The sequence below is a fragment of the Streptomyces sp. NPDC048417 genome, from assembly GCF_040651615.1.
Taxonomy (GTDB): domain Bacteria; phylum Actinomycetota; class Actinomycetes; order Streptomycetales; family Streptomycetaceae; genus Streptomyces.
The window spans coordinates 401,981-420,118 of sequence record NZ_JBEZKI010000003.1 but is presented as its reverse complement, the minus strand read 5'-3'; the positions used below and the strand labels follow the sequence as shown (position 1 = coordinate 420,118).

Here is an 18,138-nt window from a genome sequence, read left to right as displayed (position 1 = left end):
ATCGCTGGAGCCCCTACGTGAACACCACTGTCTCCGCCGCAGGCCTCACCGTGCGCTACGGCGGTATCCGGGCCCTGGACGGTGTCTCCCTGCGTCTGACGGACGGCGTGACGGGCCTGCTGGGCCCGAACGGCGCCGGGAAGACCACCCTGCTGAAGGTCCTGGCCACGGCCGTACCGCCCGACAGCGGCGGCTTCACCGTCCGCGGTGAGGACCCGTCGGCGCAGGCGGGCCGCCTGGCCGTCCGCCGCTCGCTCGGCTACCTGCCCCAGACCCCCGGATTCCACCCGGACTTCACGGCCTTCGAGTTCGTCGACTACGTCGCCGTGCTCAAGGAGCTGACCGGCCGGCCCGAACGCCACCGCGAGGTGCGGCGCGTCCTGGACCAGGTCGGGCTCGCGGACGTACGCGGCCGGCGCATCAAGCGGCTGTCCGGCGGGATGCGCCAGCGGGTCGCCCTGGCGGCGGCCCTCGTCGGGGACCCCGGCTTCCTGGTCCTTGACGAGCCGACCGTCCACCTGGACCCCGAACAGCGCATGCGGTTCCGGGAGTTGATCGCGGAGGCGGGGGAGGGCCGCACGGTGCTGCTCTCCACCCACCAGACCGAGGACGTGGCGATGCTCTGCCATCACGTGATCGTCCTGGCGGGCGGCCGGGTCCGCTTCGACGGCGCCCCCGCCGAGCTGACGGCACGGGCGGCGGGCCGGGTGTGGAGCAGTACCGAACGCGCCCCGGGCGCCCGGGCGGGCTGGCGCACCGGCACCGGCACCTTCCGCAACGTCGGCGACCCGCCGGTCGGCGCCGACCTGCTCGAACCGACCCTGGAGGACGGCTACCTGCTCGTCCTCGACGACGAGACCACGGAGGTGGCGGCGGCATGACGACGACACTCGTGAGGCCGCAGGTGCCGGTGGTGCCCGAGAACAGCCGCCGCAGTGCGTCGGTGCTGGCCCTGGCGCTCTTCGAGGCCCGCCAACTGGCCTTGCAGATACCGATGCTGGTCTTCTCCCTGCTCTATCTCGGCTACACCGGCTACGAGTTGTTCGGCCGGGACGAGGGCATGGACGCCTACCCGGTCCTGCACGACGCCGACCGGGCCACCCAGGGCGGCCCGGTGCTGCTCTGCATCGCCCTGCTGGTGTGCGTGAACCGGGCGGTGCTGCTGAACCGGCGGCGCGGGCTGGAGGAGCAGTTCTCGGTGCTGGTCATGTCGGTGCCGCGGCGCACGCTGGCGCACGCCCTGTCGGTGGTGCCGTTCGCCGCGGGGGTGGCCCTGGTGGTGGGCGTCCAGTTCAGCTGGGCGGCGCTGCGGCCGGGCGCGGTCGGTCACGGCTCGCTCGCCGAACTGGCCGTCGCACCCTTGACGGTGCTGCTCTCCGGGGCGGTCGGGATCCTGCTGGCCCGTGTCCTGCCGTACCCGGCGGTCCCGCTGCTGTTCGTGGTCGCCCTGGCGGTCGTGGTCAGCCTCGTCGGCGGGATCACGGGGGGCGTGCACGGCGTGCAGTGGCTCTGGCCGACGGTGCTGGAGAACGGCGGCACCCCCGTCCCGGGCGAACTGCTGGGCCGCCCGGCGGGCTGGCACGCGCTGTACCTGACCGGTCTGACGGTGCTGGCGGCGGGCGTCGCGGTGCTGGTGGCGGGCGGCCGGACGCGTGCGCTCAAGGCGGTGACGGTCCTGGCCCTGGCCGCCACGGTGGCCGGCGCGGCCGGGCAGACCCCGGGCGAGTCCGCCGCGTTGCGGGCCACGCGCAAGGCGGAGGCGGACAGCCCGCAAAAGTTCCAGGTGTGCGTCGAACGCGACGGCTCCCGGTACTGCGCCTACCCCGACTGGAAGGGCTGGACGGCCGACTGGGCGGGAGTGGTGCACCGGGTGCGGTCGGAGGCGGGCGGCGATGCGGCGACGACCCGTCTCACCATCCGCCAGCGCATCGAGGCGATCACCGACCTGACCACGGACGCCACCCTGCCGTCCAGTTCGACCCGGGGCACGGTGACGGTCGGCACCCAGTGGGGCGGCAACCGGGTCCCCGAGTTCGCGGTCGGGGTCGCCAGGGTCCTGGTGGCGGGCAGCGAGCAGGCGTCCTTCGAGATGTGCGACGCCCGGGCGGTCACGACGATGTGGCTGGCCCTCGCCACCGACCCCACCCCGACGGACACCTTCCGCCACCTCCGCATCGACGACAGCCTCTCCGGCCCGGCGGCGGTCCTCACCTCGGACGGCGGTAGCATGAGCGTCTCGGCCCAGGAGACCCAGGTCGTACGCGAACTGCTCCGCGAACCGCACGACACGATCGCGGCCCGGGTGAAGGACCACTGGACGGAACTGACCTCACCGGCCACGACGGCGACGAAGGCGGCCCACCTGCTCGGCGTGACGGCCCCGACGGGGGCGGACGACTGCGGGAAGGGCTGACTCGGGTCCTCCTCCCCCGGCTGCCTGCCCTGCCTTCGGCCCTGCCCGTTCCTCACGTCTCCGTGCGGTACATCAGGTCCGTCTCGTGGGTCGTGAAGCCCAGGCGTTCGTAGACCGCCACCGCCGCCGTGTTGTCGGCGTCGACGTAGAGCATCGCCGTCGGCAGGCCCCGGTCGGACAGATGGCGCAGGCCGATGGTGGTGAGGGACTTGCCGAGGCCGCCGCCCTGGGCGGCGGGGGAGACGCCGAGGACGTAGACCTCGCCCAGGCCCTCCTGGTCGTGGACCTTCGTCCAGTGGAAGCCGACGAGTTCGCCCGCGCGTTCGGCGAGGAAGAAGCCGGCCGGGTCGAACCAGGGCTGGGACTTGCGGTCGTCCAGGTCGCGCTGGGTGAGCGAGCCCTGTTCGGGGTGGTGGGCGAAGGCGGCCGCGTTCAGGGCGAGCCAGGCCGTGTCGTCCTGGCCGGGGACGAACGCGCGGACCGTCACGCCCTCGGGGAGCTTCGGGTCGGGCAGGTCCAGGTCCGTCAACGGGCGGCGCATCTGGCGCAGTTCGCGGAACAGGGTGAGGCCGAGGACCTGGGCGAGGTGGCGGGCCGCCGAGTGGCCGCCGTGGGCCCAGACGCGCAGCCGCTTGCCGGAGGCCGCGAGAAGGGCGGAGCCGAGGGCGCGGCCGTGGCCGTGGCCCCGGTGGGAGGGGTGGACGACGAGCTCCGCGGCCGGTGCCTCCACCGGGTCGGTGTCCTCCAGCTGGGCGTAGCCCACGAGTTCGTCGCCGACGGTGAGCAGCAGATGGGAGACGCCCTCGCGGGCGCCGCCGCGGATCTGGATACGGCCCTGCTCGGACACCGGCTGCTGGCCGTCGGCCCGGGCCGCCTCCGCCAGCAGCCCCAGCACGGCCTCGGCCCGGTCCGGGGTGAGCGCGGAGTAGGTGTCGATGGAGCGGGAGTACATGGGCGGCCGTGCGGTGTCGTCGCTGGTCATGCGTACGAGGGTACGGGTCCGGACGGGCAAAGTGGGGGCAAGGGCGAAGGTAAAGGGCGGGGCAAAAGGCAACCAGGATGTAACCATGAACCCCCTGTTGCGCTACGCGCGTTGATCCTAGGCTGCGCCGGACCGGGCCACTTCTCAGCAGACCCACAGGGGGGTTCCATGCAAGCGAAGCCCAGACCGTCCAGACGCCGTATGTACGCTCTGCTCGCGTCCGCCGCCGCGCTCGCCACCGCCGCCGCGCTGGCGAGTGCGCTGCCCGCCGACGCGCACACCGGCAAGGGGCACGGGCACCACCCCGGCCGCTACCAGGACGTCCAGCTCCTCTCCTTCAACGACCTGCACGGCAACCTGGAGCCGCCGGCCGGCTCCTCCGGCCGGGTCACCGAAACCCAGGCCGACGGGACGACCAAGACGATCGACGCGGGCGGTGTCGAGTACCTCGCGACCCACCTGCGCCAGGCCCGCAAGGGCAACCCGTACTCCGTCACGGCCGCCGGCGGTGACATGGTCGGCGCCTCCCCGCTGATCTCCGGGCTCTTCCACGACGAGCCCACCATCGAGGCGCTCAACAAGCTCGACCTGGACGTGACGACGGTCGGCAACCACGAGTTCGACGAGGGCGCCAGGGAACTCGCGCGCCTGCAGAACGGCGGCTGCCACCCCACGGACGGCTGCTACACGGACAAGAAGTTCAAGGGCGCCGACTTCCCCTACCTGGCCGCCAACGTCCTCGACGAGAAGACGGACCAGCCGATCCTCAAGCCGTACTGGGTCTGGAAGAAGAAGGACGTCAAGATCGGCTTCATCGGCGTCACCCTGGAGGGCACGCCCGGCATCGTCTCCGCCGACGGCGTCAAGGGGCTGGCCTTCAAGGACGAGGTCGAGACGATCAACAAGTACGCCAAGGTGCTCCAGCGCCAGGGCGTCCAGTCGATCGTGGCGCTGGTCCACGAGGGCGGGTTCCCGGCCTCCGCCAACTACAACTACGACTGCGACTCCTCGGGCGCCGGCAGCGGCATCTCCGGACCGATCGTCGACATCGCGAAGAACGTGACGCCGGCCGTGGACGCGCTCGTCACCGGGCACACCCACACCGCGTACGTCTGCACGATCGACGACCCGTCCGGCAGGCCCCGCATGGTCACCTCGGCCGCCTCCTTCGGGCGCCTGTACACGGACACCACCCTCACGTACGACCGCCGCACCGGCGACATCGTGCGTACGGCCGTAAAGTCGGCGAACCACGTGGTCACCCGGGACGTCGCCAAGGCGCCCGACATGACCGCGCTGATCGGCAAGTGGAACACCCTCGCCGCCCCGATCGGCAACCGTGCCATCGGCTACATCTCCGCCGACGTCAACAGCACCGGCACCGAGTCCCCGATGGGCGACCTGATCGCCGACGCCCAGTTCGCGTACGGCAAGGAGCTGGACCCGGAGACCGACCTGGCCCTGATGAACCCGGGCGGGGTGCGGGCCGGCCTGACGTACGCGGCCAAGGGGAGCGAGGGCGACGGCGTGGTGACCTACGCCGAGGGCTTCACGGTCCAGCCGTTCGCCAACACCGTCAACCTCCAGGACTTCACCGGGGCCCAGGTCATCCAGGTGCTGAGGGAGCAGGTGAGCGGCGGCAACGCGGCCGCGCCGAAGATCCTGCTGCCGTCCGAGGGGCTCACCTACACCCTGGACATGACGAAGACGGGCGCGGACCGCGTCGTCACCGACTCCGTGAAGCTGAACGGCACCGCCATCGACCCGGCGGCCACCTACCGCGTCGCCACCAACTCCTTCCTCGCGGGCGGCGGCGACGGCTTCACCACCCTCGGCCAGGGCACCGGCGACGTCGTCGGCACCGACGACCTGTCCGCCCTTGCGGAGTACCTGACGGCCAACTCCTCGGCCACGGCCCCGCTCGCGCCGCCGGCCGCGGACCGGATCACGATCGTGCAGTAGCCACCCCACACCAGCCCTCGGGCCCGGTGCGCGCGTCCGCGCGCACCGGGCCCGTTCTGTTTTATAAAACCTGTGTGAGGTGGTGTTTGGTTCCGCGTTGCTCCTGAAAATTCATCTCAGCCGCAATTCATCGAGGTCTAACTGAAAATGGCTTTCTTCGGCTCGCGGATCCCGTAATGTTTTCCATGTCGAAAGCGAACGGCGCAAACGGCAGAGCGAAGGAGAAGAACATGAGCTTCCACAAGATCGTCCCGGTGAAGAAGACCGCCAAGCCCGCCCCGAAGCCGGCGCCGAAGAAGAAGGACTGCAAGAAGTCGCAGCCCAAGCGCCCTGTGGGTCAGCGGTAGACACCGGTAAGCCGCGCGTAAAAACAGCCTGAGCCGACCTTAAGAATCAGAGAAGGAACCATCATGAGCTTCCACAAGATCGTCCCCGTCAAGAAGCACCACAAGCCCGCTCCGGCCCCGAAGAAGCCCGCGCCGAAGAAGCCCGCCCCCAAGCGCCGCCCGGTCGGCGACCAGAACTGACAAAGAATTTACAGACGTAATTCAAATCAATTCACAGGTCGTTGCAGCAGAGCGGTAGAGGAACTGTTGCAGAACCACGACAGAGGCCCCGGCAGGGGCCACGACAGAGAGGAACAGCACCATGAGCTTCCACAAGATCGTCCCCGTCAAGAAGCACCACAAGCCGGCCCCGGCCCCGAAGAAGCCCGCGCCGAAGAAGCCCGCCCCCAAGCGCCGCCCGGTCGGCGACCAGAACTGAGGCACGCGGCGAGGCGGGGTCACCGGTCAGGCGTGGTCGCAACCGGTGGCCCCGCCTCGGCCATGTCCGCCCGGACCTGGCCCTGTACACCCCCCCACCGATACCTCTGAAGGGAGTTGTCGACCATGAGAGAAGCCCGGGTGGCCTTCCGCCGCTTCTGGCCGCTGACCCGCGGCGACCGCAGGTGGCTCGGCGCGATCATCGCCTGCGTGGTGGTGTCCGCGCTCGCCGAGACCGCCGCGATCCTGCTCTTCGCCGACCTCACCGACAACGCCCTCAAGGCCGGTTCGCTCTCCGCCTTCTGGGGCCCGGCCGGCGCCTGGCTGCTGGTCGCCGCACTGGGCGCGTTCGTCGGCTACCTCGGCAACTCGCTGGCCACCTGGACCGCCGAGCGATTCGTGCTGCGCCTGCGCGCCAAGGTCTTCCGGCACGTCCAGGACCTGCCCCCGCACTTCTTCCAGCGGCACCGCCAGGGCGACCTGGTGGAGCGGCTCACCGGTGACGTCGAGGCCATCGAGCAGATGGTCGTCTCGGGTGTCGTCGGCACCGTCGCCGCCGCCTTCTCCGCCGTCTTCTACGCGGCCGCCGCCTTCTGGCTGCGCTGGGACCTGGCCCTGGCCACCTTCGTCCTGGCGCCCCTGTTCCTGCTGGCCGCCCGCCGCTTCTCCGGCCGGATCAGGACGGCCTCCCAGGACGAGCGGGTCGCCGACGGCGCGATCACCTCCGTGGTCGAGGAGTCCCTCGGCAACGTCGTCCTCACCCAGGCGTACAACCGCCGCCGGGACGAGGAGAAGCGCCTCGACGTCGAGGCCCGCGCCTGGATGCGGGCGAGCGTGCGTGGCGCCCGGCTCAGCGAGATGTACGCGCAGTTCGTCGAGGTCGTCGAGACCCTCTGCGTGCTGTCCGTGATCGGCCTGGGCGTCTGGGAGATCTCCGCCGACCGGATGACCCTCGGCCAGCTCCTCGCCTTCGCCGCGTTCCTCGGCTACCTCTACCCGCCGATCCGCAACCTCGGCCAGCTCGGCCTCACCCTCACCGCGGCCACCGCGGGCGCGGAGCGCATCGGCGAGATCCTGGACGCCGAGCCCGCCGTCACCGACCCCGCCCGGCCGGTCGGCCCCTGGCCGGTACGCGGCTGGGTCAGCTTCCACAACGTCTCCTTCCGCTACCCGGAGTCCCGCCGCGCCTCCCTGCGCGACGTCGACTTCGCGGCCGGCCCCGGCGAACTGGTCCTGGTCACCGGCAGGAGCGGCGCCGGCAAGTCCACCCTCTCCAAGCTCCTCACCCGCTTCTACGACCCCTCCGCCGGCGTGATCTGCCTGGACGGCGTCCCGCTCACCGACGTACCCCTGGAGTTCCTCCGCGAGAACGTCGCCCTGCTCCCGCAGCAGACGCTGATCCTCAACGGCACGGTCCGCGAGAACATCGGGTGCGGGCGGCCGGGCGCGACCGACGCGGAGATCGAGCAGGCGGCCAGGGACGCCGCCGCCCACGACTTCGTCACGGCCCTCCCCGAGGGGTACGACACCCACATCGCCCCCGGCACGGCCGCCCTCTCCGGCGGTCAGCTCCAGCGGATCGCCATCGCCCGCGCGATGCTGCGCGCCGCCCCGGTCCTCGTCCTCGACGAGCCGACGGCGGGCCTCGACGCGATCGCCGCCCGCCAGGTGGTGGCCCCGCTGCGCCGGCTGATGGCGGGCCGTACCACCATCATGATCACGCACGACCTCTCGCTGGCCCCCGACGCCGACCGCATCCTGGTCGTCGACCGTGGCCGCCTGGTGGAAGCGGGCACGCACGCCGAACTCCTCGCCCGCAACGGCGCCTACGCCCACCTGGCCCACCCGCTCCCGGAGGCCGTCGCGGCGCAGCCGGTCCCGGCACCGGACGAGACGATGATCCTCAGGTGGTAGCACCGCTCCTGAGCGTGTACCCCGTTCCGCGCACGGTGTGGATGAGCCGCGGTTCGCCGCGGCTCTCCAGTTTCCGCCGCAGGTACATGATGTAGACGTCCAGCGTGTTGGAGGCCGGCTCGAACTGGAACCCCCACACGTCCCGCAGGATCCGCTCCCGGCTGAGCACCCGCCCCGGGTGCCGCAGCAGGAACTCCAGCAGCGCGTACTCGGTCCTGGTCAGATCCAGCGCCCGGCCCCCGCGGCGCACGGTCCGGCTCCGCAGATCCATCGAGACGTCGTCATGGTCGAGGAACCGGTCCCCGGCCGGGGCTGTCACCGCTTGCCGCCGCGGACTGCGGCGCAGCAACGCCCTTACCCGGGCGAGGAGTTCCTCGGGCGCGAAGGGCTTGGCCAGATAGCCGTCGGCGCCGTTGTCGAGGGCGACGATGCGGTCCCCCACCGCGTTCCGCCCGGTGATCATCAGAATCGGCACGGTGGACCCGGAGGCCCGGATCCGCCGGGTGGCCGCCAGCCCGTCCAGCTCCGGCATCTCGACGTCCATCAGCACCAGGTCCGGCTCGCTCTCCGGGGCCCCGAGGAGATCGAGGGCCACTCTGCCGTCCCCGGCGAGGAGCGTCTCGTACCCCTCGAACCTGAGCAGCCGGCCGATCCCGTCCCGCACGGCCGCGTCGTCGTCGGCCAGCAAAATCTTCCTCGCCATCTGACTCGCCATCTGACAAAAGTGTGACGAGGGGCTGTGACGGGGCTGGGTGGGGGATGTGGATGGGCTTACGGCTGCCGGGCGGGCGAGTGCGGCGGGCGGGAGGCCCAGTACCACTGGAGTACGGCGCCCAGGACGACACCCGAGGCCACCGGCACGCCCCCGATCAGCAGAAGGGGATGATCCGGCCGCCCCGTGACGATCAGCCCGACGGACACCACGAACATCACCGCCATCATCGCCAGCGCGCCGTGCGCCCCCCATGTCCACGCCTTGCGCTGCGCGGCCCGCACCAGTATCCGCTCCTCGACGTCCGGACGCGGCTCCCAGGCGAGGCTGCGGTACGGGGCGGTGGCCAGCGAGAGATCCGACACCTCGGTGTACGGGTCGTCCAGCTGCCAGTCGTTGAGGTGCGGGAGCAGGAAGCGGCGGCCCTGGAAGTCGTAGAGATAGGTGAGCCACTGGGGAGCCATCCGCCCGGAACCGCGCGGGGCGCGCTCCACCCGGATGTCGTACACCTCGTGCCAGGCCCAGGTACGGGAGCGCAGCGGCCCCCGCGCGGTGATCCCGGCGGTCGTGACCCGGGTGTACGCCCGGTACTGCTCCAGCAGGATCCGCGCCAGCGCCGAGACCATCAGCAGCGCGAAGACCGGCGGCCCCCACCAGAATCCGCCGTCGCCGTCGTCGTGGAGACGGCCGGTCTGGAGGAGGCCGTTCATCAGCAGCGCCCCCAGCAGCAGGAGGTGCGCCCCGGGCGGCCTTCGCCGTCTCCGGTACTCCCGCGTGACCCCGCCCACGTCCATGTGCCGTGCCCCTCCCCGGGCGCACCGAACGGGTGCGCGACTGGAGAGAGGATAAGGCGGCCCGCTGTGGCGTCAGGACGCGGTGGGCGTCCAGTCCCCGAGCCGGTCGGTGACGTGCTGCCCGGCCGCCTGCGCATCGGTGAGCTGCGGCCGGTCGGAGCCGGCCGTCGGCTGGCTGGGGGTGTCAGTGACCGGTCGGGACCGGCGAAGGGACGAGGTCGGAGTCGGGCGGTGGCGGTTCGTTCCGTCTTCGCTCGAACGGGCGATCTGGAGTCATTTTCCCAGGTCACCCGTATCACCTTACTTACCGTGATCGCGTTGCTTGTGCCACACGCACGCCCAGCCCACACTTGAGGAAGGAGGTGCCACCTTGACCGCTCTCGCACATGAGAGGCCCGAGACCATGTCCGAGGCTCAGGCTGAACTCTTCGACGGACCCGACCTGGACGAGGTCCTGTGGCAGGCATGGAAGGCCATGGAACTCCCCGAGGGCTACCGCGCTGAGATCATCGAGGGAGCCATCGAGGTGTCGCCCACCGGTCGTCTTACCCACGCCCAGATCACGAACCGCCTGCGGCGGGCACTGGACAAGTTCCTGGACGGTGGCGAGCACGCGTGCCACCAGGACACCAACGTCATCCACAAGCGCAAGGGTTGGATCCCGGGCGCATTCGTCGCTCCAGAAGACCTGGAGCCGCATGCCGTCGAGGAAGGGCTGGGGGTGGCGGCCTCCGCTGTCCATCTCGTTGTCGAAGTCGTCACCCCGGGCAAACGCAACCAGGACCGCGACCGCATCCGCAAGCGCCGCGAATACGCCCGTGCCGGAATCCCCGTCTACGTGATCATCGACGACTACGACGGCCAGGGCGCCGTCACCCTCTTCACCGGGCCTCGCCCCGACAAGGCCGACTGGGAGGACATCCACCGTGTCCCCTACGGCACCGAGGTCACCGTTCCCGAAGGTCCCGCCAAGGGTTTCGTGATGGGGGAGGCGATCACAGGCCCGAAGCGCGGGTAAGTGCTCGCTGGCAGGAGTTCGGGTCGGTACTGCTGGCCCGTACGCTGCGGAAGGGGGCCGACGTTGACGGCGGCTCCGGGCAACGCACGACCTGGAACTTCGCGCGGCGGAATCCAGTGACATCACCGAAGTCAGGGCCCTGCTCGAAGACGCGGCGAAGATCCGGCACCGGGCTCTGCGGGTGGAGCCTCGGGAGATACCGATGAGTTCACGGGGCCGCCATGGCAGATGGACTGGCGGCTCGATGCTCTCGCTGCCTTCGACGCGCTGCCGATCACATCCGTGAGACGGTCCTGGCCGCACGTGCCGAACTGGTCACAGCGAAGGACCCGTACTTCCGAGGCATCGAAACCGATGCCGACCTGCCCGACGGCATGTGGGTCGAACCGGCACGGTCCAGGCATCCCAAAGGCCCTCGCGTCTTCTACCTCGATGACGGAAGCGGCTGGTTGACCTACACCTTCGTACCGCGCGCGGCAGACCCACAGATCATGGTGGAACTGGTCTTCTGGGCTGGGAACCCAGACCCCTTTACCCCATCTCGGGCGGAGCCGTAGGCGCTCCCGGCAGCCGTACCGTCGCCACCGTGCCGCCGCCGTTCGCGCGGGCCAGGGTGACCTCGCCGCCCGCCTGCTGGACCGTGCGGGCCACGATGGACAGGCCGAGGCCGGAGCCGGGGAGGGCCCGTGCGCTCGGGCTGCGCCAGAAGCGGTCGAAGACGTGGGGGAGTTCGTCCTCGGGGATGCCGGGGCCGTGGTCGCGGACCGTGAGGACGCCGCGGTCCAGGGCGACGTCGACCTTGCCGCCCTCGGGGCTGAACTTCACCGCGTTGTCCAGGATGTTGACGATCGCCCGCTCCAGGGCGGAGGGCTCGGCGCGTACGAACCAGGGCTGCACGTCCGCCGTGATCGTCAGCTCCGGTCCGCGCAGGCGGGCGCGGCGCAGGGCGGCCTCGACCGTGTCCTGCAACGCCACCACCTGGACGCGTTCGCCGCGCTGGCCCTCCGACCGGGACAGCTCCTGGAGGTCGCCGATCAGCGCCGCCAGCTCCGTCATCTGCGCCTTCACCGAGGCGAGCAGCGCCTTGCGGTCCGCCGGCGGGATCGGGCGGCCGGTCTCCTCGCTGCGGGTGATGAGTTCGATGTTCGTACGGAGGGAGGTGAGGGGGGTACGGAGTTCGTGGCCGGCGTCGGCGATGAGCTGTTGCTGGAGTTCTCGGGAGTTCGCCAGGGAGCTGGTCATGCTGTTGAAGGAGCGGGACAGGCGGGCGATCTCGTCGTCCGACTCGTCCTCCACCGGGATGCGGATGCTCAGGTCCTCGGTGCGGGCGACGTGCTCCACGGCCTCGGTGAGTTCGTCGACGGGACGCAGACCGGCCCGGGCGACCGCGAGGCCGGCGGCTCCGGCGCCGAGGACTCCGATGCCGGAGACGAGCAGGAGGATCAGGGCGAGATCCTTGAGGGTGTCCTGGGTGCTCTTCAGGGGAACGGCGGTGAGCAGTCCGACGTGGGAACCGCTCTCGGTGGCGAACACCTGGGTCATCACGCGCAGCGGGTTGCCGTCCTTGTCGGTGCCGTTGCGGAAGTAGAGGGTCCCGAGGGTCCCGGCCTGGATGACCTCCTTGTCGCTCTGAGCGACCTTGACCACGCCCGTGGAGTCGGGGTCGAGGCAGATCGAGCCGTCCGTCTTGACCACTTGGGCGTAACTGATCCGCAGGCCGTTGGAGTTCGCAACCGTCTGGGAGCAGTCGAAGAGGATCCTCTGGGCGGCCATCTGCGCCGGGCCGTGCACCTTCTGCAGGTCCGCCTCCAACTGGTCGTACAGCCTGCCCTGCACGATGAACCAGCAGGTCACCGACACCGCAGCCACCGCGAACGCCACCGCCGCCGCGACCAGCATCGACAGGCGGGCGCGGATCGGGAGGCCGCGGAAGCGGCGGGTGAACCTGTTCACTCGGCGCCGCCCTGGCGCAGGACGTACCCGACGCCGCGCACGGTGTGGACGAGGCGGGGTTCGCCGCCCGCCTCGGTCTTGCGGCGGAGGTACATGACGTACACGTCGAGGGAGTTGGAGGAGGGCTCGAAGTCGAAGCCCCAGACGGCCTTGAGGATCTGCTCGCGGGTGAGGACCTGGCGCGGGTGGGCCATGAACATCTCCAGGAGCGTGAACTCGGTGCGGGTCAGTTCCACCTGCCGGCCCGCCCGGGTGACCTCGCGGGTCGCCAGGTCCATGCGCAGGTCGGCGAAGGTGAGTGCCTCGTCCTCCGGGCCCCCGTCGGCCACCGAGCCCGCGTAGGAGCTGCGGCGCAGAAGGGCACGGATACGGGCGAAGAGTTCGTCGAGTTCGAAGGGCTTGACCAGGTAGTCGTCCGCCCCGGCGTCGAGGCCGGTGACGCGGTCGCCGACCGTGTCGCGGGCCGTCAGCATCAGGATCGGGGTCGTGTCGCCCGCCCCGCGGATCCGGCGGGCCGCGGTCATGCCGTCCATCCGCGGCATCTGGATGTCGAGGACGATCAGGTCCGGCTGGTAGGCCGTGGCCTTCTCCAGCGCGTCCGCCCCGTCGACCGCGACCTCGGTCTCGTACCCCTCGAAGGCCAGGCTGCGCTGGAGGGCTTCGCGTACGGCCGGCTCGTCGTCGACGATCAGAATGCGCTGGGGGTCACGGTCGCCTTCGGCGGGGCTCATCGCTCGCGGTTCCTCGGGGTGTGATGGATCGGGGTGCGGTGGTTCGCGGTGGGACGCCTCTCAGCCTCGCATGTTTCCGGGCTGTCGGGTATGCGCGCCGGTGGGGTGGAACGCCCCTAACCGCGTACCAGGGTCATCCGGCTCAGCGGCACCTTGCGCTGGTGCGGGCGGGCCGCGGACATGCGCAGCCCCATCAGCTCCGGGGCCGGCGCGACCTCCGGGGCGCGCGGGGCCGGGGCCACCGCCGCCTCGGTCGGCGCGTGCAGCTCGTACGCCACGGCAAGGGCCAGGGTGATGCCGGCCGGACCGTCGGCGGCCATCGCGTGCGAGACCTGCGGGACCTGCATGTCCATGACCTTGTTCATGACCTTGTTCATGACGTACTCCCTTGCTCTTCGTGCCGTGCTTCAGCTGGTGGAGCCCGCCCGCAGCTTGGCCAGGTCGGACTTGACGGTGTTGATCGGGATGGCGAAGCCGAGGCCGACGCTGCCCGCGTCCGAGGAGGACGACGAGGAGTCCGAACTGGCCGAGTACATCGCCGAGTTGATGCCGATGATGTTGCCGCCGGCGTCGATCAGCGCGCCGCCGGAGTTGCCGGGGTTCAGCGAGGCGTCGGTCTGGATCGCCTTGTAGGTCGTCGTCGACGAGCCCGTGTCGCCGTTGAACTGCTGGCCGCCGAAGGAGAACGGCCACTGGCCGTTGCCGCCGCCGCCCTGGCTCTGCTGGTTCTGGCCCTCGTCGGTGGAGACGGTCACGTCCCGGTTGAGCGAGGAGACGATGCCGCTGGTGACGGTGCCGCTGAGGCCCTCGGGGGAGCCGATCGCGACGACCGTGTCGCCGACCTGGACACCGTCGGAGTTGCCGAGGGTGGCGGGCTTGAGGCCGGACGCGTCCTGGAGCTTGACGAGGGCGAGGTCCTTGGCGCTGTCGGTGCCGACGACCTCGGCGGTGTAGGACTTGCCGGTGCTGGTCGTCGCCTTGATCGACTGGGCGCCGGAGATCACGTGGTTGTTGGTGACGATCTCGCCGTTGCTGCTGATGACGACGCCGGAGCCGGTGGAGGTGCCGTTGCTGAGGGTGGCGGTGATCTCGACGACGCTCGGGCTGACGGCGGCGGCGATCGTGGCGACGTCCCCCTTCTTGCTGGAGGGCACCACGCTGGTGGTGGTGCTGCTGGAGACGACGTCGTTCTTGCCGGTCAGCTTCTGGAAGGCGTACGCGGTGCCGCCGCCGACGGCCGCCGCGACGATCGCGACCGCGGCGAGCAGGGCTATCGGGCCCCGGGTGCGCTTCTGCTTCGCGTGGGCCGAGTGCTCCGGGTGCTCCGCCGTGGCCAGCGACGGCTCCGCCGAGTACTCCGGGAGCTGCGTGGTCTCCGGCTCCGCGGTGAACTGCGGGGCGGCCTGCTGCATCGGCTGGTGGGCCGGCGGGGGCGGCCACTCCGGGTTCACGGGGGCGGAGGCGTGCTGCTGCTGGGGGTACGCGCCCGGGTGGGCGTCACCCTGGGGGCCCTGGGGGTTCTCGTACTCGCCGCTGCGGCGGAGGCTCTCGGTCATGACAAGTAGCTTGTCCCGTGACCATGAGAGCTACCTGAGGGCCCGCTGAGAACGCCGCGAGAAGCGCGTTTGCCCGATATAAGGAACCTTCTCGCAGGTCGGGCGAGGTTCTCAGAAACCGTTCATGAAGCGTTTCCTGTGGGCCCTGTGGGCCCTGTGGGACCTACGGCCGCGGCCCCGCGCCCCTTGAAAGCGGGGCGCCACGGTGAGCGCCCCTTCAGGGGCGCGGGGAACTGCGCGAGCAACCACGACGAGCCCGCGGCCGACGGATCACCGGCACCCGCAGGCAACGCACTACCCGCACCCGCAGGCAACGAACTACCCGCACCCGCAGGATCCGCGCACCACCAGCCGCGAAGGAAACGTCTTCAGGCGCTCCCTCCGCGAGCCCGCCACCCGCAGCCCGTCGTCGAGGACCAGGTCCACCGCCGCCCGTGCCATCGCCGGGCGGTCCGATGCGATCGTTGTCAGCGGCGGGTCCGCCAGCGCCGCCTCCTTGATGTCGTCGAAGCCGGCCACCGCCAGCTCCCCCGGCACGTCGATACGCAGCTCGCGGGCCGCCCGCAGCAGGCCGATCGCCTGGTCGTCGGTGGAGCAGAAGAACGCCGGCGGGCGATCGGGCCCTGCCAGCACCTCCAACGCCACCCGGTACGCGTCGTACCGGTTGTACGGCGCCTCGTACAGCCGGCCCTCCGTGGTCAGGCCCGCCTCGTCCATGGCCCTCTTCCAGCCCTCGACGTGGTCGGAGACCGGGTCGCCGACGGCCGGGGTGTCCGCCGTACCGCCCATACAGGCCACGTACTCGTAGCCGTGCTCCAGCAGGTGCCGGACGGCCAGCTGGGCGCCGCCCAGGTCGTCCGTCACCACCGCCACGTCGTCGATCGCCTCCGGCCGCTCGTGCAGCAGCACCACCCGGGCGTCCCAGGCGTCGATCTCGGCGGCGGCCAGATCGTTCAGCGCGTGGGAGACGAGGATGAGGCCCGAGACCCGCATCCCGAGGAACGCGCGCAGATAGTGGACCTCGCGCTCGCCGACGTAGTCGGTGTTGCCGACCAGCACCATTTTTCCGCGCTCGGACGCGGCCTGCTCCACCGCGTGCGCCATCTCGCCGAAGAAGGGCTGACGGGCGTCCGGGATGATCAGGCCTATGAGGTCCGTGCGCCGGGATGCCATCGCCTGGGCGACCCGGTCGGGCCGGTACCCCAGTTCCTTGATCGCGGCGAGGACACGCTCGCGCGTTGCCGGTGCGACCGGCCGGGGTCCGTTGTTGATGACATAACTGACCACGGCGGTCGAAGTCCCCGCCAGCCGCGCCACATCATCCCGAGTCACCTTGGCCACGCGCGGAGTCTACGCGGATGGACCCGCTCTGGGCAGGGCGTTTCGAAGCTTCGCTTGCGGAAGCAATGCCCTGTCCGGGCGACGGCCATGCCTCGCCCGGACCACCACTACGCCTCCGCCGGTACCTCGACCGCTTCCGGGGCCGCCGAAGCGTCCGCATCCTCCGGCTTTGGACCCTCCGCTCGCGCCCTGGCCTCGTCGCTGACCCGCTCGCCCCGCTCGCCCTTCTCGGGGGTAACGAATCGATAACCGACGTTCCGGACGGTCCCGATCAAGGACTCGTGTTCCACGCCGAGCTTGGCGCGCAGCCGCCGTACGTGTACGTCCACGGTCCGGGTGCCGCCGAAGTAGTCGTAGCCCCAGACCTCCTGGAGCAGCTGTGCACGAGTGAACACCCGGCCGGGGTGCTGGGCCAGGTACTTGAGGAGCTCGAACTCCTTGAAGGTGAGGTCGAGGACCCGTCCCTTGAGCTTGGCGCTGTACGTCGCCTCGTCCACCGAGAGGTCGCCGTTGCGGATCTCCATGGGCGAGTCGTCGTTGACGATCTGCTGGCGGCCCATGGCGAGGCGCAGCCGCGCCTCGACCTCGGCCGGGCCGGCGGTGTCGAGGAGTACGTCGTCGATGCCCCAGTCGGCGGTGACGGCGGCGAGGCCGCCCTCGGTGACGACCAGGATCAGCGGACAGCCGGGGCCGGTCGACCGCAGCAGCTGGCAGAGGCTGCGCACCTGCGGGAGGTCGCGGCGGCCGTCGATGAGGATGACGTCGGCGCCCGGGGTGTCGACGAGGGCGGGGCCCTCGGCCGGAGCGACCCGCACGTTGTGCAGGAGCAGCCCGAGGGCCGGTAGCACCTCCGTCGACGGCTGGAGGGCGTTGGTCAGGAGCAGCAGAGAACTCATATGTCTGGTTCCTCCTCGGTCCCTGCGAGGACTGTGTGCAATGACACTGCGCTGCGCTCCCGAGCCTCCGTGCATCCGCGGTCACCTGGAGTTTCCCGCTTCGTATACAGAGCTTCCGAAAGCACAAAAGGACCCGGTGGCGGCGCTGCCCGAGTCCTCTGCCCAGCAGAATAGCCCACATGAGCATCGGTCCGGCAGGTCGTGTGGCACGTTCCATCGTTCGTCCGACATATGAGACGAGCAGAAACGCCTCTATGCGGACGTTTCTGTGCACGGACGACGGGGTTTCCATCGATTCCGTATACGATCCCGCCTCCGTTGTATACGACGGCTCCCGGTCACCTTCCCGTGACCTGGTGTTCGTCCTGGCCCACGGGTTCACCGGCGACGTGGACCGGCCGCACGTACGACGGGTGGTGGCCGCCCTGACGGCTTACGCCCCGGTGGTCAGCTTCTCCTTCCGGGGGCACGGCCGCTCCGGCGGGCGCACCACCGTCGGCGACCGCGAGGTCCTCGACCTGGCGGCGGCGGTGCGCTGGGCGCGCCGCTTCGGTCACACCCGCGTGGTGACCGTCGGCTTCTCGATGGGCGGCTCGGTGGTGCTGCGGCACGCGGCGCTGACCGCCGGGGTGGACGCCGGGGTGGATGCCGGGGTGGACGCCGTGGTCTCGGTGTCGTCCCCCGCCCGCTGGTACTACCGGGGTACCGCCCCCATGCGCCGCGTGCACTGGCTGGTCACCAGACCGGAGGGCCGGCTGGTCGGCCGCTACGGCTTCCGCACCCGTATCCACCACCGCGACTGGGACCCGGTGCCGCTGTCCCCGGTGGAGGCGGTACCGAAGATCGTCCCCACCCCGCTGCTGATCGTGCACGGCGACAGCGACGGCTACTTCCCGGTCGACCACCCCCGGATGCTCGCGGACGCCGCCGGTGGCGCGGCCGAACTCTGGCTGGAGCCCGGCATGGGCCACGCCGAACACGCCGCGGACGACCGGCTGCTGGCCAGGATCGGCGACTGGGCGGCCTCCCGGGCGGGCTAGCCTGAGCCTGTACAACAGCCACACAGGTACACAGCCACACAGGTACGACAGCCAACAGCCAC

Annotated in this window: 15 protein-coding genes; 6 read left to right on the top strand and 9 right to left on the bottom strand. The window is 70.7% G+C overall.

Going from position 1 to position 18,138, the window contains the following annotated elements; translation table 11 throughout:
• The first annotated feature begins 17 nt into the window (after positions 1–17).
• A complete protein-coding gene (locus AB0D59_RS06860; RefSeq protein ID WP_362561649.1) occupies positions 18–881 on the top strand; it encodes an ABC transporter ATP-binding protein in 864 nt (287 codons plus the stop codon).
• Positions 878–2,413, top strand: a complete 1,536-nt coding sequence (locus AB0D59_RS06855) for an ABC transporter permease (RefSeq protein WP_362561647.1) — start codon at positions 878–880, stop codon at positions 2,411–2,413. The genes AB0D59_RS06860 and AB0D59_RS06855 overlap by 4 nt, the downstream gene beginning before the upstream one ends.
• Before the next feature lie 52 nt (positions 2,414–2,465).
• On the opposite strand, the gene mshD is transcribed toward AB0D59_RS06855, so the two are convergent.
• A complete protein-coding gene (gene mshD, locus AB0D59_RS06850; protein WP_362561646.1) occupies positions 2,466–3,395 on the bottom strand; it encodes a mycothiol synthase in 930 nt (309 codons plus the stop codon).
• A gap of 168 nt (positions 3,396–3,563) precedes the next feature.
• Between mshD and AB0D59_RS06845 the strand changes: the two genes are divergently transcribed.
• Together AB0D59_RS06845 and AB0D59_RS06840 are read left to right on the top strand one after the other, a co-directional pair.
• The gene (locus tag AB0D59_RS06845) at positions 3,564–5,357 is read left to right on the top strand and encodes a bifunctional metallophosphatase/5'-nucleotidase (protein ID WP_362561644.1); all 1,794 of its coding nucleotides are present in this window, start codon (positions 3,564–3,566) and stop codon (positions 5,355–5,357) included.
• A gap of 890 nt (positions 5,358–6,247) precedes the next feature.
• Complete coding sequence (locus AB0D59_RS06840) at positions 6,248–8,035, top strand: ABC transporter ATP-binding protein (protein ID WP_362561641.1); 1,788 nt, start codon at positions 6,248–6,250, stop codon at positions 8,033–8,035.
• Here the strand turns inward: AB0D59_RS06840 and AB0D59_RS06835 are convergent.
• Both AB0D59_RS06835 and AB0D59_RS06830 read right to left on the bottom strand, forming a co-directional pair.
• Positions 8,025–8,738 carry a response regulator transcription factor gene (locus tag AB0D59_RS06835; RefSeq protein WP_362561639.1) on the bottom strand — a complete coding sequence of 238 codons (714 nt, stop codon included), beginning with the start codon at positions 8,736–8,738 and terminating at the stop codon, positions 8,025–8,027. The genes AB0D59_RS06840 and AB0D59_RS06835 overlap by 11 nt on opposite strands.
• A 68-nt stretch (positions 8,739–8,806) precedes the next feature.
• Complete coding sequence (locus AB0D59_RS06830) at positions 8,807–9,541, bottom strand: PH domain-containing protein (protein WP_362561636.1); 735 nt, start codon at positions 9,539–9,541, stop codon at positions 8,807–8,809.
• Positions 9,542–9,911: 370 nt separating this feature from the next.
• Between AB0D59_RS06830 and AB0D59_RS06825 the strand changes: the two genes are divergently transcribed.
• Positions 9,912–10,559, top strand: a complete 648-nt coding sequence (locus tag AB0D59_RS06825; protein ID WP_362561633.1) for a Uma2 family endonuclease — start codon at positions 9,912–9,914, stop codon at positions 10,557–10,559.
• A gap of 531 nt (positions 10,560–11,090) precedes the next feature.
• On the opposite strand, the gene AB0D59_RS06820 is transcribed toward AB0D59_RS06825, so the two are convergent.
• The 6 genes from AB0D59_RS06820 to AB0D59_RS06795 form a co-directional block, all read right to left on the bottom strand.
• Positions 11,091–12,512 carry a HAMP domain-containing sensor histidine kinase gene (locus AB0D59_RS06820; protein ID WP_362561631.1) on the bottom strand — a complete coding sequence of 474 codons (1,422 nt, stop codon included), beginning with the start codon at positions 12,510–12,512 and terminating at the stop codon, positions 11,091–11,093.
• On the bottom strand, positions 12,509–13,243 hold the full coding sequence (locus tag AB0D59_RS06815; protein WP_362561628.1) for a response regulator transcription factor: 735 nt from the start codon (positions 13,241–13,243) through the stop codon (positions 12,509–12,511). Before AB0D59_RS06815 ends, AB0D59_RS06820 begins: the two co-directional genes overlap by 4 nt.
• Before the next feature lie 116 nt (positions 13,244–13,359).
• Complete coding sequence (locus tag AB0D59_RS06810) at positions 13,360–13,620, bottom strand: hypothetical protein (protein WP_362561625.1); 261 nt, start codon at positions 13,618–13,620, stop codon at positions 13,360–13,362.
• A 30-nt stretch (positions 13,621–13,650) separates the two neighbouring features.
• The gene (locus AB0D59_RS06805; RefSeq protein WP_362561623.1) at positions 13,651–14,799 is read right to left on the bottom strand and encodes a trypsin-like peptidase domain-containing protein; all 1,149 of its coding nucleotides are present in this window, start codon (positions 14,797–14,799) and stop codon (positions 13,651–13,653) included.
• A gap of 318 nt (positions 14,800–15,117) precedes the next feature.
• Complete coding sequence (locus AB0D59_RS06800) at positions 15,118–16,140, bottom strand: LacI family DNA-binding transcriptional regulator (RefSeq protein WP_362561620.1); 1,023 nt, start codon at positions 16,138–16,140, stop codon at positions 15,118–15,120.
• Between the two features lie 107 nt (positions 16,141–16,247).
• On the bottom strand, positions 16,248–17,036 hold the full coding sequence (locus AB0D59_RS06795; protein WP_362561617.1) for a response regulator transcription factor: 789 nt from the start codon (positions 17,034–17,036) through the stop codon (positions 16,248–16,250).
• 179 nt (positions 17,037–17,215) lie between these two features.
• Here AB0D59_RS06795 and AB0D59_RS06790 point away from each other — a divergent pair, with 179 nt between their 5' ends.
• Positions 17,216–18,076, top strand: coding sequence for an alpha/beta fold hydrolase (locus AB0D59_RS06790; RefSeq protein WP_362561615.1), 861 nt, complete (start codon positions 17,216–17,218; stop codon positions 18,074–18,076).
• Positions 18,077–18,138: the final 62 nt, after the last annotated feature.